This window comes from Aeromicrobium choanae (genome assembly GCF_900167475.1).
GTDB lineage: Bacteria > Actinomycetota > Actinomycetes > Propionibacteriales > Nocardioidaceae > Aeromicrobium > Aeromicrobium choanae.
In genome coordinates this window covers 2,399,756-2,425,098 of sequence record NZ_LT796768.1, presented here as the reverse complement: position 1 = coordinate 2,425,098, position 25,343 = coordinate 2,399,756, and the positions used below count along the sequence as shown (strand labels likewise).

At 71.2% G+C, this 25,343-nt stretch carries 30 protein-coding genes; 10 read left to right on the top strand and 20 right to left on the bottom strand.

Annotated features, from left to right (window positions below; genetic code table 11):
- Positions 1-2: 2 nt before the first annotated feature.
- Positions 3-836: an alpha/beta fold hydrolase gene (locus B5D60_RS11655; protein ID WP_078700319.1), complete on the top strand. Its 834-nt coding sequence runs from the start codon at positions 3-5 to the stop codon at positions 834-836.
- Positions 837-864: 28 nt separating this feature from the next.
- Here the strand turns inward: B5D60_RS11655 and B5D60_RS17100 are convergent, their stop codons facing one another.
- The 9 genes from B5D60_RS17100 to B5D60_RS11615 form a co-directional block, all read right to left on the bottom strand.
- Positions 865-1,149, bottom strand: a complete 285-nt coding sequence (locus B5D60_RS17100) for a transcriptional regulator (RefSeq protein WP_197684311.1) — start codon at positions 1,147-1,149, stop codon at positions 865-867.
- Positions 1,146-1,574 (bottom strand): hypothetical protein, encoded by a 429-nt coding sequence (locus B5D60_RS17095; RefSeq protein WP_197684310.1) that lies wholly within the window; start codon positions 1,572-1,574, stop codon positions 1,146-1,148. The genes B5D60_RS17100 and B5D60_RS17095 overlap by 4 nt, the downstream gene beginning before the upstream one ends.
- Before the next feature lie 95 nt (positions 1,575-1,669).
- Positions 1,670-2,494, bottom strand: a complete 825-nt coding sequence (locus B5D60_RS11645) for a PHP domain-containing protein (protein ID WP_078700317.1) — start codon at positions 2,492-2,494, stop codon at positions 1,670-1,672.
- A gap of 10 nt (positions 2,495-2,504) precedes the next feature.
- The gene (locus tag B5D60_RS11640) at positions 2,505-3,113 is read right to left on the bottom strand and encodes a histidine phosphatase family protein (protein ID WP_078700316.1); all 609 of its coding nucleotides are present in this window, start codon (positions 3,111-3,113) and stop codon (positions 2,505-2,507) included.
- A 4-nt stretch (positions 3,114-3,117) separates the two neighbouring features.
- Complete coding sequence (locus B5D60_RS11635; protein ID WP_078700315.1) at positions 3,118-4,191, bottom strand: MaoC family dehydratase; 1,074 nt, start codon at positions 4,189-4,191, stop codon at positions 3,118-3,120.
- Positions 4,192-4,237: 46 nt separating this feature from the next.
- Positions 4,238-5,539 carry an endonuclease/exonuclease/phosphatase family protein gene (locus tag B5D60_RS11630; protein WP_078700314.1) on the bottom strand — a complete coding sequence of 434 codons (1,302 nt, stop codon included), beginning with the start codon at positions 5,537-5,539 and terminating at the stop codon, positions 4,238-4,240.
- A gap of 108 nt (positions 5,540-5,647) precedes the next feature.
- Positions 5,648-6,124, bottom strand: a complete 477-nt coding sequence (locus B5D60_RS11625) for a general stress protein (protein WP_078700313.1) — start codon at positions 6,122-6,124, stop codon at positions 5,648-5,650.
- Between the two features lie 84 nt (positions 6,125-6,208).
- Positions 6,209-7,402 carry an acyl-CoA dehydrogenase family protein gene (locus tag B5D60_RS11620; protein ID WP_078700312.1) on the bottom strand — a complete coding sequence of 398 codons (1,194 nt, stop codon included), beginning with the start codon at positions 7,400-7,402 and terminating at the stop codon, positions 6,209-6,211.
- A gap of 83 nt (positions 7,403-7,485) precedes the next feature.
- Positions 7,486-8,367 (bottom strand): DMT family transporter, encoded by an 882-nt coding sequence (locus tag B5D60_RS11615; RefSeq protein WP_197684309.1) that lies wholly within the window; start codon positions 8,365-8,367, stop codon positions 7,486-7,488.
- A gap of 61 nt (positions 8,368-8,428) precedes the next feature.
- Between B5D60_RS11615 and B5D60_RS11610 the strand changes: the two genes are divergently transcribed.
- The 4 genes from B5D60_RS11610 to B5D60_RS11595 all read left to right on the top strand — a co-directional run bounded on the left by B5D60_RS11610 (position 8,429) and on the right by B5D60_RS11595 (position 11,717).
- A complete protein-coding gene (locus tag B5D60_RS11610; protein ID WP_172806345.1) occupies positions 8,429-9,661 on the top strand; it encodes a magnesium transporter MgtE N-terminal domain-containing protein in 1,233 nt (410 codons plus the stop codon).
- A complete protein-coding gene (locus tag B5D60_RS11605; protein ID WP_078700310.1) occupies positions 9,654-10,163 on the top strand; it encodes a DUF1003 domain-containing protein in 510 nt (169 codons plus the stop codon). The genes B5D60_RS11610 and B5D60_RS11605 overlap by 8 nt, the downstream gene beginning before the upstream one ends.
- 77 nt (positions 10,164-10,240) lie before the next feature.
- A complete protein-coding gene (locus tag B5D60_RS11600; protein WP_078700309.1) occupies positions 10,241-11,392 on the top strand; it encodes an Mrp/NBP35 family ATP-binding protein in 1,152 nt (383 codons plus the stop codon).
- 10 nt (positions 11,393-11,402) lie between these two features.
- A complete protein-coding gene (locus B5D60_RS11595) occupies positions 11,403-11,717 on the top strand; it encodes a sec-independent translocase (protein ID WP_231948722.1) in 315 nt (104 codons plus the stop codon).
- A 21-nt stretch (positions 11,718-11,738) separates the two neighbouring features.
- Here the strand turns inward: B5D60_RS11595 and B5D60_RS11590 are convergent, their stop codons facing one another.
- Positions 11,739-12,299, bottom strand: a complete 561-nt coding sequence (locus B5D60_RS11590) for a sigma-70 family RNA polymerase sigma factor (RefSeq protein WP_078700308.1) — start codon at positions 12,297-12,299, stop codon at positions 11,739-11,741.
- Positions 12,300-12,449: 150 nt separating this feature from the next.
- On the opposite strand from B5D60_RS11590, the gene B5D60_RS11585 reads away from it, so the two are divergent.
- Complete coding sequence (locus B5D60_RS11585; RefSeq protein WP_078700307.1) at positions 12,450-13,079, top strand: O-methyltransferase; 630 nt, start codon at positions 12,450-12,452, stop codon at positions 13,077-13,079.
- Positions 13,080-13,104: 25 nt separating this feature from the next.
- Here B5D60_RS11585 and B5D60_RS11580 read toward each other — a convergent pair whose 3' ends face one another.
- The 3 genes from B5D60_RS11580 to B5D60_RS11570 all read right to left on the bottom strand — a co-directional run bounded on the left by B5D60_RS11580 (position 13,105) and on the right by B5D60_RS11570 (position 14,222).
- Positions 13,105-13,431 (bottom strand): hypothetical protein, encoded by a 327-nt coding sequence (locus B5D60_RS11580; RefSeq protein WP_231948721.1) that lies wholly within the window; start codon positions 13,429-13,431, stop codon positions 13,105-13,107.
- Positions 13,432-13,455: 24 nt separating this feature from the next.
- Positions 13,456-13,617 (bottom strand): DUF3117 domain-containing protein, encoded by a 162-nt coding sequence (locus B5D60_RS11575; protein ID WP_078700305.1) that lies wholly within the window; start codon positions 13,615-13,617, stop codon positions 13,456-13,458.
- A 92-nt stretch (positions 13,618-13,709) separates the two neighbouring features.
- Complete coding sequence (locus tag B5D60_RS11570) at positions 13,710-14,222, bottom strand: hypothetical protein (protein WP_153302991.1); 513 nt, start codon at positions 14,220-14,222, stop codon at positions 13,710-13,712.
- Positions 14,223-14,352: 130 nt separating this feature from the next.
- Here B5D60_RS11570 and B5D60_RS11565 point away from each other — a divergent pair, with 130 nt between their 5' ends.
- Positions 14,353-15,246: an SGNH/GDSL hydrolase family protein gene (locus B5D60_RS11565; RefSeq protein WP_172806344.1), complete on the top strand. Its 894-nt coding sequence runs from the start codon at positions 14,353-14,355 to the stop codon at positions 15,244-15,246.
- 1 nt (position 15,247) lies between these two features.
- On the opposite strand, the gene dapE is transcribed toward B5D60_RS11565, so the two are convergent.
- On the bottom strand, positions 15,248-16,318 hold the full coding sequence (dapE, locus tag B5D60_RS11560) for a succinyl-diaminopimelate desuccinylase (RefSeq protein ID WP_078700302.1): 1,071 nt from the start codon (positions 16,316-16,318) through the stop codon (positions 15,248-15,250).
- 58 nt (positions 16,319-16,376) lie between these two features.
- On the opposite strand from dapE, the gene B5D60_RS11555 reads away from it, so the two are divergent.
- The 3 genes from B5D60_RS11555 to B5D60_RS11545 are packed head-to-tail and all read left to right on the top strand — an operon-like array spanning position 16,377 to position 19,320.
- The gene (locus B5D60_RS11555; protein ID WP_078700301.1) at positions 16,377-17,387 is read left to right on the top strand and encodes an efflux RND transporter periplasmic adaptor subunit; all 1,011 of its coding nucleotides are present in this window, start codon (positions 16,377-16,379) and stop codon (positions 17,385-17,387) included.
- A complete protein-coding gene (locus B5D60_RS11550; RefSeq protein WP_078700300.1) occupies positions 17,387-18,097 on the top strand; it encodes an ABC transporter ATP-binding protein in 711 nt (236 codons plus the stop codon). The genes B5D60_RS11555 and B5D60_RS11550 overlap by 1 nt, the downstream gene beginning before the upstream one ends.
- A complete protein-coding gene (locus B5D60_RS11545; protein ID WP_078700299.1) occupies positions 18,094-19,320 on the top strand; it encodes an ABC transporter permease in 1,227 nt (408 codons plus the stop codon). The genes B5D60_RS11550 and B5D60_RS11545 overlap by 4 nt, the downstream gene beginning before the upstream one ends.
- Before the next feature lie 7 nt (positions 19,321-19,327).
- Here B5D60_RS11545 and B5D60_RS11540 read toward each other — a convergent pair whose 3' ends face one another.
- The 6 genes from B5D60_RS11540 to murI all read right to left on the bottom strand — a co-directional run bounded on the left by B5D60_RS11540 (position 19,328) and on the right by murI (position 25,320).
- On the bottom strand, positions 19,328-19,990 hold the full coding sequence (locus B5D60_RS11540) for a VOC family protein (protein ID WP_078700298.1): 663 nt from the start codon (positions 19,988-19,990) through the stop codon (positions 19,328-19,330).
- A 45-nt stretch (positions 19,991-20,035) separates the two neighbouring features.
- On the bottom strand, positions 20,036-20,650 hold the full coding sequence (gene rdgB / locus B5D60_RS11535; protein ID WP_078700297.1) for an RdgB/HAM1 family non-canonical purine NTP pyrophosphatase: 615 nt from the start codon (positions 20,648-20,650) through the stop codon (positions 20,036-20,038).
- Complete coding sequence (gene rph / locus B5D60_RS11530; protein ID WP_078700296.1) at positions 20,647-21,366, bottom strand: ribonuclease PH; 720 nt, start codon at positions 21,364-21,366, stop codon at positions 20,647-20,649. The genes rdgB and rph overlap by 4 nt, the downstream gene beginning before the upstream one ends.
- 79 nt (positions 21,367-21,445) lie before the next feature.
- Positions 21,446-23,635: a choice-of-anchor J domain-containing protein gene (locus B5D60_RS11525; RefSeq protein ID WP_197684308.1), complete on the bottom strand. Its 2,190-nt coding sequence runs from the start codon at positions 23,633-23,635 to the stop codon at positions 21,446-21,448.
- 120 nt (positions 23,636-23,755) lie between these two features.
- On the bottom strand, positions 23,756-24,517 hold the full coding sequence (locus tag B5D60_RS11520) for an MBL fold metallo-hydrolase (protein WP_078700295.1): 762 nt from the start codon (positions 24,515-24,517) through the stop codon (positions 23,756-23,758).
- Positions 24,514-25,320, bottom strand: a complete 807-nt coding sequence (gene murI / locus B5D60_RS11515; RefSeq protein WP_078700294.1) for a glutamate racemase — start codon at positions 25,318-25,320, stop codon at positions 24,514-24,516. The genes B5D60_RS11520 and murI overlap by 4 nt, the downstream gene beginning before the upstream one ends.
- Positions 25,321-25,343 lie beyond the last annotated feature (23 nt).

Genomic DNA, 25,343 nt, shown 5'->3' with positions numbered 1-25,343 from the left:
CGGTGAGCGTCCCCAAGACCCTCGAGATCCCCGAGGGCGTCGAGGTCCTCCGCGCCGAGACGTCCCGGGCCGAGCACGCCGTCCACCGGGCGCGCGCCGCCGGCCAGCGCCGCGGATCGATCCTGCTCGTGCCCGGCTGGACCGGCAGCAAGGAGGACTTCACCCCCGTCCTGCCGCTGCTGGCGGAGCTCGGGTTCGACGTCGTGACGTTCGACCAGCGCGGACAGTACGAGTCCCCCGGCGACGCGCTGGACGACTACTCGCTCGACGCCCTGGCGGCCGATGCCCTCGCGGTGGCCGACGAGCTGCTCGAGGACGAGCGCTTCCACCTGCTCGGCCACTCGTTCGGCGGCCTCGTGGCCCAGACCCTGACGATCGCCCACCCCGAGCGCGTGCGGACCCTGACCCTGCTGTGCTCGGGCCCGGGCGCCCTCGGCGACTCCCCGACGCGGCCGCTGAAGCGCATCGCGGCGGCCATCGGCAAGGTGCCGCTGCTGGACATCCACCAGCTGCGCGAGCAGGGCATCAAGCGACCCGCCCAGATCACCGCCTTCCTCGGGAAGCGATTCTCGGCCAATGCGCCGGCCTCGCTCAAGGCGATGACGCAGCACCTGCTCGACGCCCCCGACCGGGTCGACGAGGTCGCAGCGACGGGCGTGCCGGTCTGGGTCGCCCGCGGGGAGACCGACGACGCGTGGCCCCACGACGCCCAGGCCGAGATGGCCGAGCGGCTCGGCACCCGGATCGTGATCCTGCCGTCCGCGGCGCACTCCCCCGCCGTCGAGGCGCCCGACGAGTTCGTCGACGACTGGCGCGACTTCCTGCTCTCCCACTGACGCCCCGGCACCCGCCCGCCGGCGGCGGTCAGCCGACGATGGCGCGCAGCGCGGCGACGTGGTCGCGGTACGCGGCGCGGCCGGCCTTCGTGAACGCGGCCCACGAGCGCACGCGGCCGGCGCGGGTGGCCTTGGTGACCTTCACGTAGCCGGCGTCCTCCAGGGCCTTCACCTGCTTGCTGAGGACCGACTCGCTCACGTCCAGGCGTTCGCGCAGCAGGGCGAACTCCGTCTTGTCGACCGTGTCGAGGATGGCGCAGATCTGCAGGCGGTGCGGCGCGTGGATCAGCGGGTCGAAGGCGACGTCGCTCACGGCTGCTCCTCGATGCTGCGCACCCACGCGGCGTCCCACTTCGGGCCCAGGGCGGCCCACGCGAGCGCCGTGACCACCGCTCCCACCGCGGCCACCACGGGCCCGGTCCACGACACCGCGAGCGCGACCAGCGACACGCCGATCATCAGCCAGGCGCGCCAGGCCCCGGGCTCGCGCAACGTCGCGAACGTGACGATGCCCGTGTGCTTCGTGTACCAGTTCATCGCACCGAACGTGGTGGCCAGGCCGACGGCGTACAGGACCCATCGCACCGGCCCGTCGAGGCCGAGCCCGAGGATCACCAGGCCCATCCCGGCACCAGCGACGGCGTAGTACCCCTTCGGGCTGGCGGCCCGGTGCGCGGTCTCCCGACGCGTGGCGGCGATCTGCTCGAGCGCTTCTCGCGCCTCGTCCCGTTCGGTCATGATTCCCCCACGTCTCGACGTGCCAGTGTGACTTGCCAACACGGAAAGTCTAACTCGTGACTTTCCATTGTGGCAAGCCATGATGGAAACTGACCTCAACCCAGCAGGCGCTCCAGCTGCTCGGGGTCGGTGAGGTTGGCGCCGAGGTGGAACGCCGGCCCCTTGCCTGCTCCGTGGTGGTCGCTGGAGCCGGTGCGTGCCAGACCGAGGTCCTCGGCGATCGCCCGGAGCCCGGCGCGTGCCCGCTCGTCGTGGTCGGGGTGGTCGACCTCGAGACCGGCCAGTCCCGCGGCCGTGAGCTCGCCCAGCAGCTCGGCGGTCATCTTGCCGCGGCTTTCGCGGGCCCACGCGTGGGCCACCACCGGACGGCCGCCCGCCTCGCGGAGCAGCCGCACCGCGTCGAACAGGTCGGCCGAGTAGCGCCCGACGTAGCCGGGCTTGCCGGGGACGAGCCAGTCACGGAAGGCCTCGTCGCGGTCCTTGATGTAGCCCTTCGCGATCATCGCATCGGCCACGTGGGGGCGACCCCAGGCCGCGGCGTCGCCGGCGACCGCGAACACCTCCGCCTCGGTGAGCGGCATGCCCAGCGCCGCGAGCCTGTCCAGGATCCGCGGCAGCCGCTGGTTCCGGCCGCCCAGCACGCGCTCGAGCTCCTCGACGAGCGGCGCGTACCCGGGGTCGAACTCGTACCCCAGCAGGTGCACGCTCAGGCCCTCGAACTGCGTCGAGATCTCGATGCCGCGGATCAGCCGCAGCCCGACCTCCTCGGCCGCCTCCTGCGCCTCGGCCCACCCCTCGGTCGCGTCGTGGTCGGTGAGGGCGATCGCGTCGAGTCCCTCGGCCTTCGCCTTGCGCACGAGGTCGCCCGGCGTGTCGGTGCCGTCGGATCGCGTCGAGTGGGTGTGGAGGTCGATGCGCACCTTACGAAGACTAGAGCCTGTGGGCGCGCGTGCTGTCCGGCACGTTCCACTGGTGAACCACGGGCTGCCCGCGGTCGTCGCCCAGCACCGAGTACGTCGCGGTGTCCAGCGCGAAGACGCGGCCGTCGGCCACGTCGAGGCCCAGCCAGCGCGCCGCGAGGACCCGCAGCGAGTGCCCGTGCGCGAAGACCAGCGTGCGTCCGCCGAGTGAGCGCGCGCGGTCCACCACGCGGTCGAGGCGGGCGCCGACCTGCTCGGCCGTCTCGCCCCCGGGCGACGGGTGCGACCACACCGTCCAGTCCGGCACGGTGCGGCGGATCTCCTCGGTGGTGACGCCCTCGTACTGCCCGTAGTCCCACTCGACGACGTCCTCGACCACCTCGACCTCGCCGAGCTCGCAGCCGGCCAGCTCGGCGGTGTCGAGAGCCCGGCGCCGAGGGCTGCTCCAGATGCGGTCGAACGACACGCCCGTCAACAGCGGACGCAAGGCCTTGGCCTGCTCGCGGCCGAGCTCGGTCAGCTCCAGGTCGGTCACCGAGGTGTGCTTCCACGCACGGCTCCACTCGGTCTCGCCGTGGCGGACGAGCCAGAGCTCCGTGGCGGACTCGTAGGCGTTCATGGGCTCAGCGTGGCACGAGCACCCAGTGGTCGAGGTCGAGCAGCACGCCGGGGGCGTACTTCCCGGACCCTCCTGAGCCCGTCGAAGGGTCGTCGCCCTTGAGCGTCATCGACTCGTCGCGGCCCTTCGTGGCCACGAGCCGCAGCCGCAGCGCCCCCACGCCGGGTGCGGACGTCTCGGCCTTGTCGAGCACCTCGCTCCACGCGTAGATCGTGTCGCCGGCGAACGCGGGCGACGTGTGCGCCCCGGCGTTGATCGCGGCGATCAGCTGGGCGTTGGCCAGGCCGTTGAACGCCAGCGCACGCGCCAGCGAGATGACGTGGCCGCCGTAGACGAGGTTGTTGCCGTCGGGGCGGGCCTCGACGTTGAAGTGCACCTTGGCGGTGTTCTGCCACAGGCGCGTGGCCTGCTGGTGCTCGGACTCGGTCAGCGTGACGCCGTCGACGTGGTCGATCTTCTCGCCGACCGCGTAGTCGTCGAAGCGGTGGGGCTCGCCGGCGGCCTTGAAGTCGTAGCCGGTGAAGTCCAGACCGGCCGGGATCACGAGGTCCTCGGCGGCGACGAACGGCGCGAGCTCGGGCACCACCGTCTCGGGCGCGGGCGCCTCGGTGTCCCGCTTGTGCACCATGACCCAGCGCGCCCAGTCCAGGACGACCTCGTCGCGCTGGTTGACGGCGGTGGAGCGCACGTAGACCACACCCGTCCTGCCGTTCGAGTTCTGCTTCAGGCCGATGACCTCGGACGACGTGGAGATCGTGTCGCCCGGGACGATCGGCGCGTGGAAGCGGCACTCGGCGTACCCGAGGTTCGCCACCGCGTTGAGCGAGACGTCGGGAACGGTCTTGCCGAAGGCGACGTGGAAGCCGATGAGGTCCTCGACGGGGTGGCCCTCGCCGTTCGATCCCGTCAGGCCGACCGAGGCGGCGAACACGGCGGACGAGGGCACCGCGAAGCGCGTGGGGTAGATCGAGCCGTAGACCGCCCGGTCGCCCTCGGTGATCGTGCGGGGCGTGGCGTGCTCGATCACCTGTCCGAGCGTGAAGTCCTCGAAGAAGTGGCCCGGGTTCGTCTTGCTCATGTCGTCCTCACTGTCGCCGATGGTGCGGGACCATCATGGCGGATCGTCAGAACGCGAGCGTCGCCGCGACCATGTTGTGGTCGGACGGCGGGGTCACGCGGTAGCGCGCCTTGCGCAGGTTCGCGTCCACCACGGTCTCCCAGCCGCGCCCGCGGAAGCCCGCCGCCAGGACGTAGTCGATGCGCGTGCCCTGCTGGCGGTAGTAGGCGCCGGGCGTGGAGCCGCGCGGTCGCTTCAGCTTCTTGTCGCGGTACATGCACGTGTTCTTCGCGCTGCCAGGCCCCTTGCCCGAGACGGCGTTGGAGGAGTTGTACGAGACGTTGATCCGTCGCTTCACGTGCAGCGGCACCCGCCACTTGCGCGTGTTGGTGAGCGAGGAGGTGACCCCCACCGACTTGCACGATCCGCGCCATCTCGCGCTCTTCGACTTGTACTTGCGGCGATCGGTGCCGAGCAGGTCGAAGAGGCCGGCGCGCGTGAAGTCGTCCACGGCGGTCGTGCTGCGGGTGCGCCCGTTGCTGTTCATGTCGCCGACCAGGACGGCGGCCGGGGTGCCGGCACGCAGCTGCTTGACCGTCGCCAGCACCTGGGCGGCCTGCTTGCGGCGGAACGAGTTCGACGCGGAGGTCGTGATCGCCCTGCCCCGGTAGCGGGCGTCGAGGTGGGTGTTCGCGAAGACGAACTGCCGGCCGGTCGCGCGGACGCGGAAGACCGTCCAGTCCAGGGTGCGCTTGGTGGACGTGGCGCTCGACAGGGCGCGCGAGCCGTGGCGGACGACCTCGAGGACCCGCGAGTCGTAGACGGTGCGGTTGTCCGACGAGCTCGCCGAGGGTGAGGTCGTGCAGGCGCGCCAGGGCGCGCGCTGGCCCTTCCACGTGCCGTTCCACACGGCGGGGTTCGGACCCGTCGTCGGGCACTGCTTCCGGTTCGTGTTCGTGACCCGGTAGGGCGCCCCGGCGGTGCGCGCGTTCATCAGGTCGACCACGTGCTCGTACTGCGCGTGGTTGCGCGAGCCCGCCGGGCGGCGCTGCATCCACGCCTCCGAGGCCTCCTGCAGGCCGATCACGTCAGGCGCACAGCGCATGATCTTGTCGACGATCCGGTCGGCGCGAGACTCCCACCGCGGCATGGTGCCGGCCGAGGCGTTGTAGCCCGCGATGTTGTACGAGGCGACCAGCAGCGGCGTGCGGCCGGCCAGCACTCCGCCGGCGGACGTCTCGCGCACCACGTCGCCGTACGCCGCGCACCGAGCCGGGGCGGCCGACGCGGGGCCGGCGGTCAGCGGGACGGCGAGCAGACCGGTCGCGACGGCGAGCGCGAGGGACGCGGCAGCAAGGCGGGAACGCACGGGGACCTCCAGGAGCGGCGCGACGCGAGCGGCCGCACGGACTCCGACTCTACGTTCTCTTGCGCCACACCAACAAAGATGCGTCCCACCCGACCCAGCGGCGTGGCCTCAGAACGTGGTGGCGGAGCCGGGCAGCCCCGCCAGCAGCTCCTGGCCGCGTGCGAGGTGCTTGTGCTCGACGAGCAGTTCGTACTTGCTCGGCAGGATCGTCTTGACGCTGGAGAAGTCACGCTGGCCCCGCGAGCTGGCGTAGCCCACCGCGGCGATGATCGCGCCCCACACCACGCCGAGCAGGATGCCGGTGAGCACGGCGGCGAGCCAGTCGCCCTCGGCGGCGAAGATGCCCAGGAGCAGGCCGATCAGCAGGCCGAACCAGGCGCCGCCCAGCACGCCGCTGAGGATCACGCGCCCCCACGTGAGGCGGCCGGTGACCCGTTCGAGCTGCTTGAGGTCGGTGCCGACGATCAGCACGGTCTCCACGGGGAACTCGTGGTCGGACAGGTGGTCGACGGCCTTCTGGGCGGCGGCGTAGTCATCGAAGACGCCAAGGGACTGCGGGTACTCCAACGAGAAGATCTGGGCCATGCGGCCAGCGTAGCCCGGCGGACGGACGACGACCCCGCGTCCACGGAGTGGATGCGGGGCCGTCGCCGAAGCGGTGACCTGGGGTCAGAGCTTGTAGTCCTTGAGCAGGTTGCGGCCGATGATCATCTTCTGGATGTCGGACGTGCCCTCGCCGATGAGCATGAAAGCGGCCTCGCGGTAGAGGCGCTCGATCTCGTACTCCTTGGAGTAGCCGTAGCCACCGTGGATCCGGAACGACGCCTCGACGACCTCGTTGCAGTACTCGCTCGCGAGCATCTTGGCCATGCCGGCCTCGACGTCCATCCGCTTGCCCGAGTCCTTGAGCCGGGCGGCACGCACGACCATCGTGTGGGCGGCCTCGACCTTGGTGGCCATCTCGGCCAGCCGGAAGAGGATCGCCTGGTGCTGCGCGATCGGCTTGCCGAACGTCTCACGCTGCTGCGCGTAGGCGATGCCCAGCTCGAACGCGCGGTTCGCGATGCCCACGGCGCGGGCGCCGACGTTCACGCGGCCGACCTCGACGCCGTCCATCATCTGGTAGAAGCCCTGGCCGGGCGTGCCACCGAGGATCTGGTCGGCACCGATCTTGTGCTTCTCCAGGATCATCTCGGTCGTGTCGATGCCCTTGTAGCCCATCTTCTCGATCTTGCCCGGGACGGTGACGCCCTGGGCCGTCTCGCCGAAGCCCGGCTCCTTCTCGACCAGGAAGGTGGTCATGTTCTTGTAGACGCTGTCGGCGCCCTCGTCGGTCTTGACCAGCACCGCGACCAGCGTGGAGCTGCCGCCGTTGGTCAGCCACATCTTCTGACCCGTGATCTCGTACGAGCCGTCGTCCAGCTTCGTCGCCTTCGTGCTGATCGCCGACACGTCCGAGCCCAGCGACGGCTCGGACATGGAGAACGCGCCACGGACCTCGCCGGTGGCCATCTTCGGCAGGTACTTCTGCTTCTGCTCCTCGGTGCCGTGCTGGATCAGCATGTAGGCCACGATGAAGTGCGTGTTGATCACACCGGAGACGCTCATCCAGCCGCGGGCGATCTCCTCGACCACGAGCGCATACGTGAGCAGCGACTCGCCGAGTCCGCCGTACTCCTCGGGGATCATCAGTCCGAAGATGCCCAGCTCCTTCAGGCCCTCGACGATCTCGGTCGGGTACTCGTCCTTGTGCTCCAGGTCCGTCGCGACCGGAATGATCTCCTTCTCGACGAACTGACGGACGAGCTTGAGGATCTCGACCTGCTCTTCGCTCAGGCCCTCAGTACTGACAAGACGCCCCATGACGGTGCTCCTCGAATCTCGGTGGGAATCGGGGCGAGCCTACATCGAGGCACGTCGGGGTCCGGACCGGGGACGGGACGGATTCAGTCGGCCACGAGCGTCTCGGCGCGGCGTGCCCGCCCGCTCGACGCGGTGACCACCGCCAGTCCGGCGAGGATCAGCACGATCCCGCCGTAGGTCACCCACGGCAGCGACTCCCCCAGGAACGCCGCGGCCAGCAGGGCCGCACCGGGCACCTCCAGCAGCAGCATGAGCGAGACGACCACGGGCGACATCACGGCCAGCAGGTGGTTGATGACCGAGTGCCCCAGGAGCTGGGCGCAGACCATGACCGCGACGATCATCAGCCAGGCCTGCGCCGACCAGCCGCCGAGCGGAACGCCCGCGACCAGGCACGCGACGAGCAGGATCGCCGAGCAGATGCCGTAGCAGGTGAAGGTGTAGGCCGTGGTCGACAGCGTCTCGCGCACGCGGGCGCCGACGATGACGTAGATCGCGGCGAACAGACCACCGGCCAGGGCCAGCGCGTCGCCCCAGAGCGCCTCCGTGGACAGCGACAGGTCGACACCGGAGATGGCGGCCACGCCGGCGACCGCCAGCAGCGCGCCGCCCACCACGGCCGGGGCGGCCCGACGGCCTCTCAATGCGTCGATCCCGATGACGAAGAGCACCTGCATCGAGACCAGCGCCGTGGCCGCGGCCACCGAGGTCAGCTTGAGCGAGGCGACCCAGCACGCGAAGTGCGCGGCCAGCGCCGCTCCGGCCACGAACGCCAGCAGCCAGCCGTGGCGGTCCTGCCCGGTGATCGCCGAGCGGTGCCGGGTCAGCGCGATCGGCGCCAGCAGGCCGGTGGCCATGGCGTTGCGCCAGAAGGCGATCGCGAGCGCGGGGGCCGCCGTGGCCGCCATCAGCGGACCCGACATCGACACCCCGACCACCGCGACGATCGCCAGCACCAGATTCACCGCGCCAGTCTCCCACCCGCCACACCCGCCTCGGCGCCCGCAGGCCGGTAGCCTCGGACCCGTGAGCAGCCAGCCGACCCGGATCTTCGTGTCCCGTCTCGTCGGGCAGTCCGTCTTCGACCCCGTGGGCGACCAGGTGGGCAAGCTGCGCGACATCGTCGTCTCGGTGCGCAACGCCACCCAGCGACCGCGTGTCCTCGGCCTGGTGGTCGAGGTCCTCGGCCGGCGCCGCGTCTTCCTCCCCATCACCCGGGTGACCTCGATGGACTCGGGCCAGATCATCACCACGGGCGTCCTGAACCTGCGCCGGTTCCAGCAGCGCTCCACCGAGACCCTGGCCGCCCACGAGCTCTTCGACCGCCAGGTCACGCTCGGCGACGGCACGCCCGCGACGCTCTACGACATCGCGATCGAGCAGGACCCGCGGCGCGACTGGTACGTCTCGACGGTCGCCGTGGCCGAGCACCACAAGCGGTTCGGCCGTCGCGGCACGAGCCACGTCCTGGAGTGGGACGAGGTACACGGCCTGGCCAGCGAGACCGCCGCTCAGGGCGCCACCACGCTGCTGGCGATGATGGACGAGATGCGCCCGGCCGACATCGCCAACGCGCTGCGCGACCTGCCGCCCAAGCGCCGCATGGAGATCGTGCGCGAGTTCGGCGACGAGCAGCTGGCCGACGTCCTCGAGGAGATGCCCGAGGCCCTGCAGGTGGAGGTCCTCGGGATCCTCGACCCGAGCCGCGGCGCCGACGTCCTGGGCGAGATGGACCCCGACGACGCGGCCGACCTGCTCGGTGAGCTGCCTGCGCAGACCGCCGAGGAGCTGCTCAGCCTCATGGAGCCCGAGGACGCCGAGGACGTGCGGCGCCTCCTGTCCTACGAGGAGCGCACCGCCGGCGGCATGATGACCACCGAGCCGGTCGTCCTCGACCCGGGCGCCACGATCGCCGACGCGCTCGCCCTGGTGCGCGAGCCCGAGCTGAGCGTCGCGCTCGCCTCCATGGTCTACGTGTGCCGGCCGCCGCTGGAGACGCCCACGGGCCGCTTCCTCGGCGCGGCCCACTTCCAGGCGCTCCTGCGCGAGCCGCCCTCGACCCTGGTCAGCCAGATCATCGTCAACGACATCGACTGGCCGCGCCCGGAGGCCTCGCTGGCCGAGGTCGCGGGCCTGCTCGCGGCGTACAACCTCGTGGCCGTCCCGGTCGTCGACGAGAACCAGCACCTGCTGGGCGTCGTGACGATCGACGACGTCCTCGACCACCTGCTGCCGAAGGGATGGCGCGAGCATGGCTGACCGCGAACGCCTCGACCAGCCGCGCGACCTGCGACGCGGGCTCGGCCGCAACCTCGGTGCGCGCAAGGACCCCGACCCCGAGCGGTTCGGCCGGTTCGCCGAGTCCGCCGCGCGCTTCCTCGGCACCGCCACGTTCATCGCGTGGATGACGCTGTTCATCCTCGTCTGGATCGTGTGGAACGTGCCGTACGGTCCGGACCGCCCGCGCTGGGACGAGTACCCCTTCATCTTCCTCACGCTGATCCTGTCGCTGCAGGCCTCGTACGCCGCGCCGCTGATCCTGCTGGCCCAGAACCGCCAGGAGGCCCGCGACCGGATCGCCGCCGAGCAGGACCGCGAGGCGGCCAGCCGCTCGCACGCCGACATGGAGTTCCTGGCCCGCGAGGTCGCCAGCCTGCGCATCGGCCTGGGAGAGGTCGCGACCCGCGACTTCCTGCGCAGTGAGCTGCGGGGATTCCTCGCCGAGCTGGATCGGGACGACCCCTCCGCCGACCAGGACTGAGCCGCCGCGTCGGCGTGCTCCGTCCGCACCTTGACGCGGCCCCGGGACGTTCGATAGGGCCCCGTAGACTTCACGGCATGGCTGACGTCACCCAGGAACAGATCACCGAGGCGCTCTCGACGGTCAATGATCCCGAGATCAAGCGCCCGATCACCGAGCTGGGGATGGTCGACACCGTCACGATCGGCGAGACCGAGATCGTCGTGCGACTGCTGCTGACCGTGGCCGGCTGCCCGCTCAAGGACACCCTCACCCGCGACGTCACCGCCGCCGTGGTCAAGGTCGCTCCCGCGCACACCGTGCGCGTCGACATGGGCGTCATGACCGACGAGCAGCGCAAGGCGATGCAGGAGCACCTCCGGGGCGGCCGCGCCGAGCGCGAGATCCCCTTCGCCCAGCCCGGCTCGCTGACCAAGGTCTACGCGGTCGCCTCCGGCAAGGGTGGCGTCGGCAAGTCGTCCGTCACCGTCAACCTCGCCGTCGCGATGGCCAAGCGTGGCCTGAAGGTGGGCGTCCTCGACGCCGACATCTACGGCCACTCGATCCCCGACATGCTCGGCGTGGGCGACCAGCGCCCCACCCAGGTCGAGGACATGATCATGCCCGTCCCCGCCCGGATCGGCGACGTCGAGATCAAGGTCATCAGCATCGGCATGCTGAAGCCGCGCCGGGACCAGGTCGTCGCATGGCGCGGCCCGATGCTCGACCGTGCGCTCGTGCAGATGCTGGCCGACGTCTACTGGGGCGACCTCGACGCACTCTTCCTCGACCTGCCCCCGGGCACGGGCGACATGGCCATCAGCATGGGCCAGCACCTGCCGGGCGCGGAGTTCATCGTCGTCACCACGCCGCAGCAGGCAGCGGCCCAGGTGGCCGAGCGCGCCGGCACGATGGCCTCGATGATGCACCAGCGTGTCGTGGGCGTCGTCGAGAACATGTCGTGGCTGCTGCTGCCGTCGGGCGAGAAGATGGAGGTCTTCGGGTCCGGTGGCGCCGCCCAGGTATCCTCCACCCTCAGCGCGCGCCTCGGCTACGAGATCTCGGTGCTGGGCCAGGTCCCGCTCGAGGAGCGCATGCGCGAGACCGGCGACTCCGGCGCCCCGATCGTGGCCTCCGATCCCGACGCCGAGAGCGCCAAGGTCCTGCAGCAGATCGCCGACCAGCTCAGCGGTCGCTCGCGCGGCCTGGCCGGCATGCAGCTGGGCCTGGCTCCCGCCGGCCGACTGTAGGATCGCGCCCGTGGGCCTGGGCTGGATGGAGATCGGTGCGATCCTCGTCGTGGCGATCATCGTGTTCGGCCCCGACCGACTCCCCGGGCTGGCCAAGCAGGCGGCGCAGTTCATCCGCACGCTGCGTCAGATGGCCGAGAACGCCAAGTCGGAGCTGGGCAAGGAGCTCGGCGACGACTTCAAGGACCTCAACCTGCGCGACCTCGACCCGCGCGCGGCGGTGCGTGACGTGATCCTGTCCGATCGCACCACTCCCCCGCCCGCGCCGAGCGTCCGCATCCTGCGCCCCGGCGAGGTGCCCCCGTTCGACGCGGAAGCCACCTGACCTCCGCTGCTCCCGGGTCGCTCAGATGCCGAGGGCGCCGAGCACGCGGGTGCGGCCCGCGCGGGGCTCACGGTGCGCGAGCTCGCGGCGCAGCGCGGCGCGGCCCCGGTGGACCCGGGTGCGAACGGTGCCGACCTTGATCCCCAGCAGCATCGCGATCTCGGCGTGCTCCAGCTGCTCCACGTCGGAGAGCACCACCGCGACCCGCAGGTGACTGGGCAGGGTCGCCAGGGCAGCCTCGATGTCGGGGTCGAACCCCGCGTCGTGCACGAGGTCGTCGGGCAGGGAGCCGTCGTCGACGAGGCGGGCCTCGTGCGCGGCGGTCAGCGCCGAGGTGGGCTGGCGGCCCGCGCGACGAGCGCGGTCGAGGAAGAGGTTCGTGGTGATCCGGTGGATCCAGCCGGCCAGGTTGCGGGCCTCGTAGCGGTCGAGCGAGGTGAAGACGCGCTCGAACACGTCCTGCGTGAGGTCCTCGGCGTCCTGGCGGTTCCCGGTGAGCCGCGTCGCGAGGCGACGGACCTGCGTCCCGTGCTGGGCGTAGATCTCGGCCTGGTCCTGGAGGGACGGCTTCCGGTCGGGCATGCCTCGATCTTCGACCGCCAACCTGAGAGCAGCCGAAGAACCGGCTGGGGGTTGGCGAAGTCCCGTGGCCGCGACCCCGCGAGTCCCACACGTCCGCAGCACCACACGTCGATAGGCTGGGGCCACCCGCCGAACGATTGCGAGGGGACGATGACCACCGAAGCCAGCCTGGCCTACGTCGAGCAGTTCCAGTCCGAGGACGACCACCTGCGCACCGCGCGTCAGCACGCCGAGACCGTCGGCGTGGTCCCGGTCCTGCCCGGGGCCCGCGCGGCCCTGTCGTTCCTGGCCGGCGCCGCCGGAGCCAAGAGCGTGGCCGAGATCGGCACGGGCACGGGAGTCTCGGGCCTGGCGCTGCTGCGCGGCATGCTGCCCGACGGCGTGCTCACCTCGGTGGACCTCGAGGCCGAGAACCAGCGACTGGCCCGTCAGGTGTTCCTGAGCGCCGGCATCTCCCCCACCCGCTTCCGCCTCATCACCGGCTCGGCACTCGACGTGCTGCCGCGCCTCAACGACGGCGGCTACGACCTGGTCTTCTGCGACGGCGACAAGGTGGAGTACGGCGAGTACCTCGACGAGGCGCTGCGCCTGACGCGCGCGGGCGGCTTCGTGGTGTTCGACAACGCCCTGTGGCACGACCGCGTGGCCGACCCGTCGCAGCGCGATCCCGAGACCCTGGCGATCCGCGAGCTGGTGGAGCGCGTCCGTGCGGACGAGGACCTCTCGGCACTCCTGCTCCCGCTGGGCGACGGCCTGCTGGTGCTGCAGAAGCCCCACTGATCGCGGGGCGCGCGCTCGGCGCGGGTCAGTCCTCGAAGCGCGCGGCGGAGCGGAAGCCCGCCGGGCCGCGCACGACGGCGACGACCTGGTAGGGCTCGATCGTGGGCGTGACGCCCACCAGGGCGGTGCCGGGGGCGTCGGCCGCACGCTTCTCGAAGTCGGCCTGGAACGCCGCACGCGCCTCGTCGCTGACGAAGACGTAGGTGCCCTCGAACCACTCGCCCTCGCGAGCACGCCACGTCTTGAAGCGCAGGCCGGGCAGGCCCGCGAACTTCGCGTGGGACTCGGACTCGACGTACTCGTGCAGACGCTCGAGCACGCCGTCAGGCGCGTCGGTCAGGGACCAACGCACGGAGAGTCCGTACATCCAGCGAGCTCAGACGGCCTTGAGGGCGTCACCGAGGGTGGCGGCCTCATCGTTGTTGAGCTCGACCACCAGACGTCCGCCACCTTCGAGCGGGACGCGCATGACGATGCAGCGTCCTTCCTTGGTGACCTCCATCGGTCCGTCGCCGGTCCGAGGCTTCATGGCGGCCATCTGTACCCCTCTCGTTGGTCGCCCGATATTTCGGGCCGAGATCCATTATCGCCCATCGCGACGACGGAATCACGCCAAGGGTCGAGAAGGCGTCAGGCGGAGCGCAGTTCGCCCGAGCCGTCAGCCCGGTCGGCAGTGCCGGCCTCGGTGTCCGGCGTGACGATGCGCGGATCGATCTCGGGGCGCACGCCGAGCATCGCGACGAGCTCCTGCTCGGTGGCGAGGCGCTCCTCGAGCTCGTCGATCTGGGCGCTGCCGGCGGCCAGGTCGGCGCGCAGGCGGGAGATCTCGGCCTCGCTCGCGCGCAGGCGCTCGCTGACGGCGCGACGGAACGACGCGTCGACGTCGAGGTGCTCACGCTCGCGCTGGGAGATGACGCGAGCGTCGCGCACGCGATCCTTCGCGAACTTCTGGCGCACCTCGCGAATCTCCTCGGACATGAGAACGGTCGATGTGATACCGGCCGAGAGGGCCACGCAAGAGGCCATGATGAGGGCCGGAATCGTCTGCATCGCCACAGCGGCGATGACGACGACGGCGGCCAGAGCAAGCACGATCGCTGCGGATGTCACGCGCAGCGAGCGGGGAAGTGTGCGGCTGGACATGCGGCCCAGATTAGGCGCGACGTCCTGCGCACCGCCGACGGCACGCCGACGCGGCCGTGACTAAGTTTCAGGTCACACCTGAAAGTTCCCCCGAGTGGCCGCTCGGACCATCGTCATTACGGTGGTGCGGGTGCACCTCGTCCCCCTCGGCCGCGTCGCCGCCGCCCTCGCGCTGGCGACGACGGCCCTCACCGCCTGCTCCACCGCCCCGGTCCCGCCCGCCTCCGACACCGGACCCCAGTACCTCGCGATCGGCGACTCCTACGCGTCCGGGTTCCGCCCGGCACTCGACGGCGAGCCCGCCCAGAACACGACGTCGGGGTTCGCGTGGAAGATCGCCCGGGACCGTGGACTGGAGCTGGTGAACGTCAGCTGCGCGGGGATCACGGCCGTGGACTTCCTCGAGGGCGAGGCGTGCGACGAGGCGAGGCGTGGCGCCGACGCCCCGCCCGTGACGGGCGGCTCCGGGGCCGAGGAGATGACGCGCCACCTCGACCGCTACGGCGACGAGATCGAGCTCGTCACGGTCGTGCTGGGCCTGAACGACCTGCGACGCTGCTCGCTGGACTCCGCCCTGCGGGCGTGCGCCCAGGAGACCGTGCCCGCCACCACCGAGGCCATCGACGAGCTGCTCACGCTCATCCGCGACCGCGTCGGCGAGGACGTCCCGATCCTCGGGCTGACGTACCCCGACTTCTGGACCGGCGAGCCGGTGCTGCAGCCCGAGGCCGAGTCGGCCCCGGCGATCGCCGACGCCACCGTGGATCTGTTCCGCAGGATCCTCAACCCCGCGCTGCGCGCGGTCTACGCGAAGCACGGCGCCACCTTCGTGGACGTGACCCGCGAGTTCGGCGCCTACGGGCCCTCCGCGCGGACCGTGGAGACCCCGGAGTTCGGGACGCTCCCGGCGCGCGCCGAGGACGTCTGCCGGTGGACCTACTTCTGCGCGCTCGGCGACCCGCACCCGACGAGCGCCGGGCACACCGAGATCGCGCGGATCGTCCAGGAGGCTCTCGACGGCTGAGTCAGGCGCCGTCGCCCGTGAGCCAGCGGCGCAGGCGCGCGTGCACCCGGTGCAGGTGCTCGACCGGGACCTGCTCGTCGGCCTTGTGGGCGTAGACCGGGTCGCCGGGCCCGTAGTTCACCGCCGGGACGCCGAGCTGCGTGAACTTCGCGACGTCGGTCCAGCCGAACTTCGGGCCCACCTCGCCGCCGACGGCCTCGACGAAGGCCGCCGCCGCGGGCCGCTCGAGACCGGGGAGGGCGCCGGGGGCCGAGTCGGTGACCGTGAGGTCGTACCCGGCGAACACCTCACGCAGGTGGGCCAGCGCCGCGTCCTCGTCGCGGTCGGGCGCGAAGCGGTAGTTCAGGGTGAGCACGGCGGCGTCGGGGATCACGTTGCCGCTCACTCCCCCGGTGATGCCCACGGCGTTGAGCCCCTCGCGGTACGTCAGACCGTCGATCTCGGGCGTGCGCGGCGTGTACTCGGCCAGCGTGGCCAGCACCGCACCGAGGTCGTGGATCGCGTTGTGGCCCATCCAGGAGCGCGCGGAGTGGGCGCGCTCGCCGCTCGTGCGGATCTCGACGCGCATCGTGCCCTGGCAGCCCGCCTCGACGCCGGCCTTCGAGGGCTCCATCAGGATCGCGAAGTCACCTGCGAGCCAGTCGGGATGCTCGCGGGCGATGCGTCCCAGGCCGTTGTGGACCGCGGCGATCTCCTCGGCCTCGTAGAACACCCACGTGACGTCGCGGACCGGCTCGGCGACCGTGGCCGCCAGGCTCAGCGCGATCGCGACGCCACCCTTCATGTCGCACGTGCCCAGGCCCCAGAGGGTGTCGCCCTCGAGGCGCGACGGCATGTTGCCGTTCACCGGCACCGTGTCGATGTGGCCGGCGATGACGACGCGCTCGGCGCGCCCCAGATCGGTGCGGGCGATGATCGTGTGGCCGTCGCGGATCACCTCGAGATGGGCGTGGGCCCGCAGCGCCGTCTCCACCGCGTCGGCCAGCTCGGCCTCGTCGAGGCTCTCGGACGGCACGTCCACGATCGCGCGGGTCAGGGTGACGATGTCGGCGCTCAGGTCGAGAGGGTCCATGCCCGGAACCTTAACGGGATCGACCCCACTACTACGCATTGCGTGGTACCTTCCGGCGGTGACCTTCACCCGTACGTTCCGCCGGTTCGTCCTGCCGACCGCGTGGCTGCTCGTCGGCGCGACCATCGCCGTCAGCCTCGCCGTGCTGGCGTTCGGCGGTGACGCGACCGGCGTCGAGGACGCCGACTCACCCACGGCCGTGGCCCTGTCCCCGACCCTGGCCGTCGAACGCGGCGAGATCGAGAACTCGCTCGAGGTGCGCGGCACGATCGTGATCGACCCGGCCGTGCCCGTGAAGGCGTCCGCCGCCGGCGTCCTGACCCACGCCTACGTCCCGAACGGGGCGAAGGTCAGCAAGGGCGACCCGCTGTTCGAGGTGCGGACGACGGTGGAGCCGGCCGAGCCCACCGGAGACGAGGACGAGGAGGAGCCCGCCCGTCCCACGGTGAGGTACGAGCGGATCACCGCGCCCGCCGAGGGTCGCGTGGCCTCCTTCACCGCGAAGATCGGCGACGAGGTCGGCGAGGACGCTGCCGTGGCGCGGATCCGGCGCGCCACCTTCACCGCCCGGGGATCGGTCGCCGTGGTGGACCGGTACCGCCTGCTCGACGCGCCCGACGAGGCCACCGTGACCATCGACGGTGGACCCGAGCCCTTCACCTGCACCGACCTGCAGATCGCCGACGAGGTCAGTGAGGACACGGCCGTGGCCCCCTCGCAGGACGAGGAGGGCGGCGGGGAGCCGGCTTCCGGCGCGCAGCTCACCTGCACGGTCCCCGAGGACGTCACGGTGTTCGACGGGCTGTCCATGACCATGCGGATCGACGCAGGGTCGACGAAGGACGCGCTCGTCGTGCCGGTCACCGCGGTGAGGGGTCTGCTGGAGCGCGGCACCGTGTGGATCGTCGAGGACGGCGGCGAGCCCACCGAGCGCACGATCCGGCTGGGCGTCAACGACGGCAAGAACGTCGAGGTCCTCAAGGGCTTGAAGGAGGGCACCGAGATCCTGCAGTACGTGCCCGGCGCGCCGTCCGCCGACGAGGGCGCCGAGTTCGACGAGGGGTACTGATGGGAGCCGGGCCGGCGGCCGAGCTCGTGAGACTGACGGGTGTGGGCCGCACCGTGGTCCTGCCCGACGACGAGGACCTGACGATCCTCTCCGCCGTCGACCTCACGGTCCACGGCGGCGACCACATCGGCATCGTCGGGCGATCTGGCACCGGCAAGTCGACCCTGCTCAACCTGCTCGGCCTCCTCGACCGCCCGACGCACGGCACGCTGGAGTGGATGGGTCAGGACGTCCGCACCCTCTCGGGCGGTGCCGCCGCGAGGATCCGCGGCCGGGACATCGGGTTCGTCTTCCAGCAGTTCAACCTGCTGCCGGGCCTGTCGGCGCTCGAGAACGTCGTCGCGCCCCTCATGTACGCGACGGGGCGCGAGTTCTGGTCGCGCCGCCGGATCGCGGCCGAGATGCTCGAGCGCGTGGGCCTGTCCGAGCGGCTCGACAGCCGGCCCCAGCACCTGTCCGGTGGCGAGCAGCAGCGGGTGGCGATCGCCCGCGCCCTGGTGCGCGCGCCCCGCGTGGTGCTGGCCGACGAGCCCACCGGCGCCCTCGACGTCGAGACCGGCGCCCAGGTGATGACGCTGCTCGACGACGTCTCGCGCGACTCGGGAGCCGCGCTGATCACGATCACGCACGACCCGGGCGTGGCCGCCATCGCCCGCCGTCGCTACCGCCTCGAGCACGGCGCACTGCATCCCCTGGACGCCGCCGCGTGATCGGCCGTGCCCTGACGAGCTTCGCCGCCGCGGTCATCGAGGCGTGGCACGAGCTGCGCATCCACAAGCTGCGGGTCCTGCTGTCACTGGTCGGCGTCGGCGTGGCCGTCGCGGCGCTCAGTGGCACGGTGGCCGTCGCGGACATCGGGCAGCAGGCCCTGGTCGAGCAGTACGAGAAGGACGGACGCCCGGCCATGCTGAGCGTCTACGTGTACGACGAGCAGGGCGACGGCATGGGTGCCCCGGCGTCGGCCGTCCGTCCGGCCTTCGACAAGGTGGTGGAGCAGTACCAGATCAGCCATGCGTCGATGGTGGGCGGCGCCCAGCTGACCGCGCGCCGCGACGCACGCTCCACCTCGGTGGAGGCACTGGTCGTCGATCCCGCCTACGCGGTGATGCACCGGATCGTCACGGCGCAGGGACGCTGGCTGGTGGACTCCGATGCGCGGAACCTCTCCCCCTCCGTCGTGGTCGACCCCAAGTTCCTCGAGGAGATGGGGCTCGAGGGCGCACGGCTCCCCGTCACGGTCGACCTGCAGGGCGGCCAGACGTCGGTGAGCGCCACGATCGTGGGCGTCACCTCGTCCTCCGACCGGTACTCCGAGCTCCCCCGCGCCTACGTCCTGGCCGAGGCCTACGACCACTGGTTCGGCGCCACCCAGCCCGTCAGCGACGCGTCGTGGAAGCTGTGGGTGCCGACCGAGGGAGCCGACGAGCTGGCCGCCGCGGTGGGCCGGTCGATCAGCGCCGAGCTGCCCGGCCTGCAGGCCAGTGCCGAGCGCAGCGACTACCTCGCGTGGGGTGGAGGCGACGACCTGGACGTCGCGAAGTGGATCGTCGTCGCCATCAGCTCGGTGATCCTGCTGCTCGGCGCCCTGAGCCTGCTCAACGTCTCGGTGATCACGATCCAGCAGCGGGTCCGCGAGATCGGCATCCGGCGCAGCTTCGGCGCGACCTCGGGCCGGGTGTTCTTCTCGGTCGTGATGGAGAGCATCGTCGCCACGTTCGTCGCGGGCCTCGTCGGGGTGATGGTCGCGATCGCGCTGGTCAACGGCCCGTGGACCGCGAAGTACCTCCTCGAGGGCATCGACGACGTACCGCCGTTCCCGGTCTCTGCGGCGGTGCTCGGGATGGGCGTCTCGCTGCTGGTCGGTGCGCTGGCCGGGGTGCTGCCCGCGATCGTGGCGGTGCGGGTGAGGATCGTCGACGCGATCCGGTTCTGACCCGCGGTCAGGCCTCGAAGACGCAGAACTCGTTGCCCTCGGGGTCGGCCATGACGGTCCAGCCCCGGTCGTCGCCGGGCGGCAGCAGCACCGTGGCCCCGCGTGTGACGAGGTCGTCCACCGTGGCGTCGCCCACGAGCGTCACGTCCCAGTGGATCCGGTTCTTGACGGTCTTCGGCTCGGGGACGGTGACGAAGTCGAAGGACTCCGTGGGCGCGCCCGGGATGTCGTCCACCCAGGTGTAGTCGCCGTCCGAGTCCAGGGTGGCTCCGAAGACGTCGGCCCACCAGGCGCCGATCGCGGCGTGGTCGATCGCGTCCACGACGACGTCCTTGAGCCCGTCCGGCCGCTCCCCGCCCTCGAAGACGCAGAACTCGTGGCCCTCGGTATCGCGGAACGTCGTCCAGCTGAACTCCCCGGGCTCGGTCACACGCTCGAGACCTTCGAAGGGCGTCAGGTCGCGCGCCACGAGATCGAGGTGGACCCGGTTCTTGACGGTCTTGGGCGATGCCGGGTTGATCCAGACCGTCTGGCCGGGGTGCTGGCCACGCAGGACCGCGCCGACCTCGTCGGTCTCACCGTCGAGGTGCAGCCAGCGGCCCCACCGCTCGGCCGCGGCGGCCGGGTCCTCGACGTCGATCACCAGGTCCTTGAACTCCACGAGTGCCATGGGCCCACGCTAAGGGCGGGGCGCACCGGCGTCACGTCGAGGACTTCAGGGGCGGAGGGCGTCCGCGACGAGCGGGGCGATGGCGCGCAGGGCGCGGCCCCGGTGGCTGATCGCGTCCTTCTCCTCGCGCGAGAGCTCCGCGGTGGAGACGTCGTACCCGTCTGCAGCGAACAGCGGGTCGTAGCCGAAGCCGCCCTCGCCCTGCTCGCCGTGCAGCACGCGGCCGGGCATCTCGCCCACCTCGACGATCTCGGTTCCGCCCGGCAGGACGAGGGCCATCGCGCAGCGGAACACGGCACCGCGGCGCTCGTCGGGAACGTCGGCCAGCTGCGCCAGCAGCAGCCGGTTGTTGGCCGCGTCGCCCCCTTGCTCCTTCGGGACCCCGGACCAGCGCGCGGACAGCACGCCCGGCATGCCGTTGAGCGCTTCGACGCACAGGCCCGAGTCGTCGGCCAGCGCCGGCAGGCCGGTCTCGGCCGCGGCGACGCGCGCCTTGATCAGCGCGTTCCCCTCGAACGTGGGCTCCGTCTCGGCGGGCTCGTCGTAGGAGGCCACGTCGGCCAGGCCGAGCACCTCGACACCCGGAACGAGCGGCTCGAGGATGCGCCGGAGCTCGTCGAGCTTCTTGGCGTTGCCGGATGCCAGGACGACGCGGGTCACGCGTCCAGCGCCTCGCGCTGCAGGCGGGTGAGGTCGGCGCAGCCCTTCTCGGCCAGCGCGAGCAGCGCATCGAGCTCGGAGCGGTCGAACGGCGCGCCCTCGGCGGTGCCCTGGACCTCGATGAACTTGCCCGAGCCCGTCATGACGACGTTCATGTCGGTCTCGGCGCGCACGTCCTCGACGTAGGGCAGGTCGAGCATCGGGGTGCCGTCGATGATGCCGACACTGACGGCGGCGATCGAGTCGACGAGCGGGTCGCCCTTGACGGCGCCCTGCTGCTTGAGGTGGTTCACGGCGTCGACCAGCGCGACGTAGGCGCCGGTGATCGCGGCGGTGCGGGTGCCGCCGTCGGCCTGGAGCACGTCGCAGTCGATCGCGATGGTGTTCTCACCGAGCTGGGACAGGTCGACCGCGGCGCGCAGCGAGCGGCCGACGAGGCGGCTGATCTCGTGGGTGCGGCCGCCGACCCGACCCTTGACCGACTCACGCGCGGAGCGGTCGTGCGTGGCCTGGGGCAGCATCGCGTACTCGGCGGTGAGCCAGCCCATGCCCGAGCCCTTGCGCCAGCGCGGCACGCCCTCGGTGGCGGCCACGGCGCACAGCACGCGGGTCTTGCCGAACTCCACCAGGCACGAGCCCGCGGCGTGGTCGAGCCAGCCTCGGGTGATGGTGATCGGGCGCAGCTCGTCGGGGGTCCTGCCGTCTTCTCGGGTCACCCCGCCACGGTAGCCGGACGCAGACTTTCCCGGTGACGTGGGTTTCCTGTCCCACGTCACCGGGAAGGCCGTCAGCGCCTCAGCTGCCGCCGGGCTGCAGCTCCCCGTTGACGGTCAGCTTGTACGGCGCGTACTGCTGGACCATCTCGGTGGAGTCGTCGTAGCTGATGATGGCCACGATCTGCTTGGCCGGCTTCAGCTTGAGCAGGGACAGCGTGTCGAGCTTGACGGTGCTCTTGCCATCGGAGGCCACCTGGGCCACGTAGGGCACCTTGCCCGGACGGATGCCGACGAGCTTCACGTGCCAGTTCTCGACCGGCGTCGGGCGGACCTGCGTCGGCGACGAGAAGTCGCCGATGTTCGAGCCGTCGCTGACGGTCGTGTCGCCGACCACCACGTTGTCGATCTTCAGGCCGCCCTCGTTGACCCCGCCGTCCGAGATGTACCGGAACGACAGCAGGATCTCCTGGCCGGCGTAGGCCGACAGGTCGAACGTGTGCTGCTCGAAGCCGTCGGTGGTGCCGGCGAGCGCCGGTCCCTGCGGGCCGTCGACCGTCTGGTCGCCGGCGATCGACGTGTACGTGGCGCCGCCGTCGGTGGAGACCTGGACGTAGCCGTAGTCGTAGCCCTCCTCGGCGCCGTACTTGGCGTCGAGGGTGAGCGTGGGCGAGCCCGCCGGGACGTTCACCGAGGTGACCGCCGCGACGTCGAGGCTGTTGGCGTCGCCCGAGAACAGCACCGCGTCGCCGGGGCGATCCGGGTCGTCGGTGACCGACATCCAGCGCAGCGGCTGCGCGGGAAGCGTCTTGGCACCCTCGAACGTGGCGTTGCGCAGCTGGGCACCCGTGAGCGCCTTGCCCTTGACCTTGACCGGCACGTAGTCGGCGCCGTTCGGGGCCGCGCCCGGCGTGGCGTACGAGGCCGGGTTGTCGAGGTTGACCGTCGAGCGCAGGCTCGGCGAGGTGACCTTGGACTTCGAGGCGCCCACGAGGAGCGAGTGCTTCGCGTCGCCGACGATCCGGTCCAGCAGGGTCATCGACTGGAAGTCGTGGAAGACCTTGCGGAAGGTCGTGCCCTCGGCCTCGAGCTGCTTCTCGATGCCCGCGATGCCCTGGTCCTCGCCGTCGCGGTGCAGTGCCGAGATGACGTCCTGGCCGAACCGGTCGTACAGGTAGAGCATCAGCTGGTACGCGTGGCCGTAGTCGGCCAGCACGCCGGACGACGTGTTGCCCTCGTCCCACAGGTTGAAGGAGTTCTCGGGGCCGCCGCAGTCGCGCGGATTGGTGTTGTACGGCGTCTGGACCGTGCCGAAGCCCTGGAAGCAGTAGAGGTGGCTGTCGCCGCCCTTGTCGTTCACGGTGAGGTTGCCGTCGACGTAGCCCACGAGGGTCTGCGCGAAGTCGGACAGGCCCTCGTTGACGGCGATCGTCTCGCTCGCGTCGGTGTAGTACTGCAGCAGGTGCTGGTACTCGTGGGCGAACGTGCCCTCGTAGAGGTGCGGACGGGCCGGGCGGCTCGTGCACAGGTCACCGGTCGGCTCGTCGACCGGGTCGGCGCCGGTGCGGTGCTCCCAGTCGAACGCGTCGATCGTCATGACGTTGCGGTCCATGTACTCGTTGAAGATCGACCAGAAGAAGCCGGCGATGTACGTCGGCGCCGCCGGGAAGTCGTAGTAGTTGTCGTCGCGGACGTTGTCGACGAGCGTCACGATCTTCTCGCCGCCACCGCTGAAGTCGCCCTCGATGAGCGCGTTCGACCCGTCGCGGGCCGGCGGCGTGCTGAACGCCTCGGACTCCTTCGGGTAGATGTTCGTGTCGAACTCGTTCACGAGGCTGTTCACCTGGGCGTCCGTGACGACCGTGGCGTCGTCGCCGCGGCAGTCGCCCTCGGGGAACGCGATGTCGTTGGCGACCCACACCTCGATGTGGTCGCCCGCGCCGCGCAGCGTGTAGTCCTTGCGGTAGATGCCGCCCTCGACGTCGTCGAGCGCGAGCCACGGTCGGACGGTGCCGACGGGCGGGGTCGCGGCGGTCGGCGCTGCGCTGCGGCTACGGGCCGAGCTCTTGCCCCGGTACTCCAGCGACGTGTCGACCTTCTTGCCCTGGAAGGTGATGTCCTTCAGGTCCTGGTCTGGGTGGAACGGCTGCGGCTCGGCGGCCTTCGCGGTGGCGGGTGCGGCCGAGGCCGTGGTGCCGGCGATCGCCGGTCCCGTCAGTGCCGAGGCCGCGAGTGCGGCGGCCAGGGCGAGTGGCTTCCATGAGATCGTCACGATCTACCTCTCTCGGCACCCGTCCCCCCGGACACACACGCCGCACCCTGGTGGCACGGTGCTTTGGGCACCGAGAGTCACTTAACTACCTACCGACCCACCCGGCAACGCCGGGAACGGTTACAACTCGACTACGTCGCCGGGACGGACGAGCGCTCGCTCCCCGGACCACGTGGTCGCGAGGTCGGCCTCGACCTCGTCGCGATCGGTCCACGGCGGGATGTGCGTGAGCAGCAGCCGGCTCACCCGGGCCTTCCCCGCGATGCGGCCCGCGTCGGCCCCCGTGAGGTGCAGGTCGGGCGGGTTCTCGGCGGACTCGACGAACGACGCCTCGCACAGGAACACGTCGGCGCCCGTGGCGAACTCGGCCAGCCCGTCGTCGGGCCCGGTGTCACCGGAGTACACCAGGACGCGTCCCTCGTTCTCGACGCGGATCGCGTACGCCTCCACGGGGTGCGGGGTGCGACGCGCCGTCAGGGTGAACGGCCCGATGGTGGTCTCGAGACCGTCGACGAGGTCGTGGAACTCGAAGGGCAGCGTCATCCCGTTGGGCGCGGTGGTCCCGTAGGCGTTCGAGAGCTGCCAGTCGCTGCCCGGCGGCGCGTAGACCGGGATCTTCGGCGGCGGGCCCGCGGGGTGGTACTTGCGCACGACGTAGAGCCCGCTCATGTCGAAGCAGTGGTCGGCGTGCAGGTGGGACAGGCTGATCGCGTCGATGTCGCGCAGGTCGATGTACTCCTGCAGCGGGCCGAGCGCCCCCGAGCCGAGGTCGAGCACCAGGCGGAAGGTGCGGTCCTCGAACGGCGCCTCGACGAGGTAGCAGCTGGCGGCGGAGTCCGGGCCCGGGAACGAGCCGGAGCAGCCGACGATCGTGAGCCTCACATCGTCACCCACGCGAACTGGTCGACCGACTCCACCTCGGGACCGAGGAATCGGCGCCCCAGGTCGGCGAACTCGGCGGGATGGCCGGTGGTGAGGAAGCGGTGCGCCGGAGCCGGCAGGGCCGGGTCGCGCTCGAGGCCGTGCGACGCCAGCAGGCGGTACACGTCCTTGGCCGTCTCCTCCGCGCTCGACACGAGGGTCACGCTATCGCCCATGACGTACGCGAGGACGCCCGTCAGCAGCGGGTAGTGCGTGCAGCCGAGCACGAGCGTGTCGACTCCGGCGTCCTGCAGCGGCGCGAGGTACTCCTGCGCCACGGCGATCAGCTCGGGCCCGCCGGTGATCCCGGCCTCGACGAACTCGACGAAGCGGGGGCACGTGCTGGTGTGCAGCTCGATCCCCGGATTGGCGGCGAACGCGTCGTCGTAGGCGCCGGAGGTGGCGGTGGCCGCCGTGCAGATGACGCCCACCCGGCCGTTGCGTGTGGCGTTCACGGCACGGCGCGTGGCGGGAAGGATGACCTCGACGACGGGGACGTCGTAGCGCTCGCGCGCGTCGCGCAGGACGGCGGCGCTGGCGGAGTTGCACGCGATGACGAGGGCCTTGACGCCCTGGGCGACCAGGTGGTCGAGGCACTCGAGCGCGTACTCGCGGACGGCGGAGATCGGCTTGGGACCGTAGGGCTGCCGGGCCGTGTCACCGAGGTAGACGATCGGCTCGTGCGGCAGCTGGTCGAGCACGGCGCGGGCCACGGTGAGACCACCGAAGCCCGAGTCGAAGATGCCGATGGGTGCGTCGCTCACACACCAGAGGGTAGACACCTCCC

Excerpts from the sequence above, each read along its gene's own strand:
- B5D60_RS11625 (WP_078700313.1), bottom strand. The coding sequence starts at position 6,124 with ATGGCCCAGATCTTCTCGTTGGAGTACCCGCAGTCCCTTGGCGTCTTC.
- B5D60_RS11640 (WP_078700316.1), bottom strand. The coding sequence starts at position 3,113 with ATGAACGCCTACGAGTCCGCCACGGAGCTCTGGCTCGTCCGCCACGGC.
- B5D60_RS11600 (WP_078700309.1), top strand. The coding sequence starts at position 10,241 with ATGGCTGACGTCACCCAGGAACAGATCACCGAGGCGCTCTCGACGGTC.
- dapE (WP_078700302.1), bottom strand. The coding sequence starts at position 16,318 with ATGGACCCTCTCGACCTGAGCGCCGACATCGTCACCCTGACCCGCGCG.
- B5D60_RS17095 (WP_197684310.1), bottom strand. The coding sequence starts at position 1,574 with ATGACCGAACGGGACGAGGCGCGAGAAGCGCTCGAGCAGATCGCCGCC.
- B5D60_RS11540 (WP_078700298.1), bottom strand. The coding sequence starts at position 19,990 with ATGGCACTCGTGGAGTTCAAGGACCTGGTGATCGACGTCGAGGACCCG.
- B5D60_RS11550 (WP_078700300.1), top strand. The coding sequence starts at position 17,387 with ATGGGAGCCGGGCCGGCGGCCGAGCTCGTGAGACTGACGGGTGTGGGC.
- B5D60_RS11585 (WP_078700307.1), top strand. The coding sequence starts at position 12,450 with ATGACCACCGAAGCCAGCCTGGCCTACGTCGAGCAGTTCCAGTCCGAG.
- B5D60_RS11620 (WP_078700312.1), bottom strand. The coding sequence starts at position 7,402 with ATGGGGCGTCTTGTCAGTACTGAGGGCCTGAGCGAAGAGCAGGTCGAG.
- B5D60_RS11575 (WP_078700305.1), bottom strand. The coding sequence starts at position 13,617 with ATGGCCGCCATGAAGCCTCGGACCGGCGACGGACCGATGGAGGTCACC.
- B5D60_RS11590 (WP_078700308.1), bottom strand. The coding sequence starts at position 12,299 with ATGCCCGACCGGAAGCCGTCCCTCCAGGACCAGGCCGAGATCTACGCC.
- B5D60_RS11570 (WP_153302991.1), bottom strand. The coding sequence starts at position 14,222 with ATGTCCAGCCGCACACTTCCCCGCTCGCTGCGCGTGACATCCGCAGCG.
- B5D60_RS11605 (WP_078700310.1), top strand. The coding sequence starts at position 9,654 with ATGGCTGACCGCGAACGCCTCGACCAGCCGCGCGACCTGCGACGCGGG.
- B5D60_RS11635 (WP_078700315.1), bottom strand. The coding sequence starts at position 4,191 with ATGAGCAAGACGAACCCGGGCCACTTCTTCGAGGACTTCACGCTCGGA.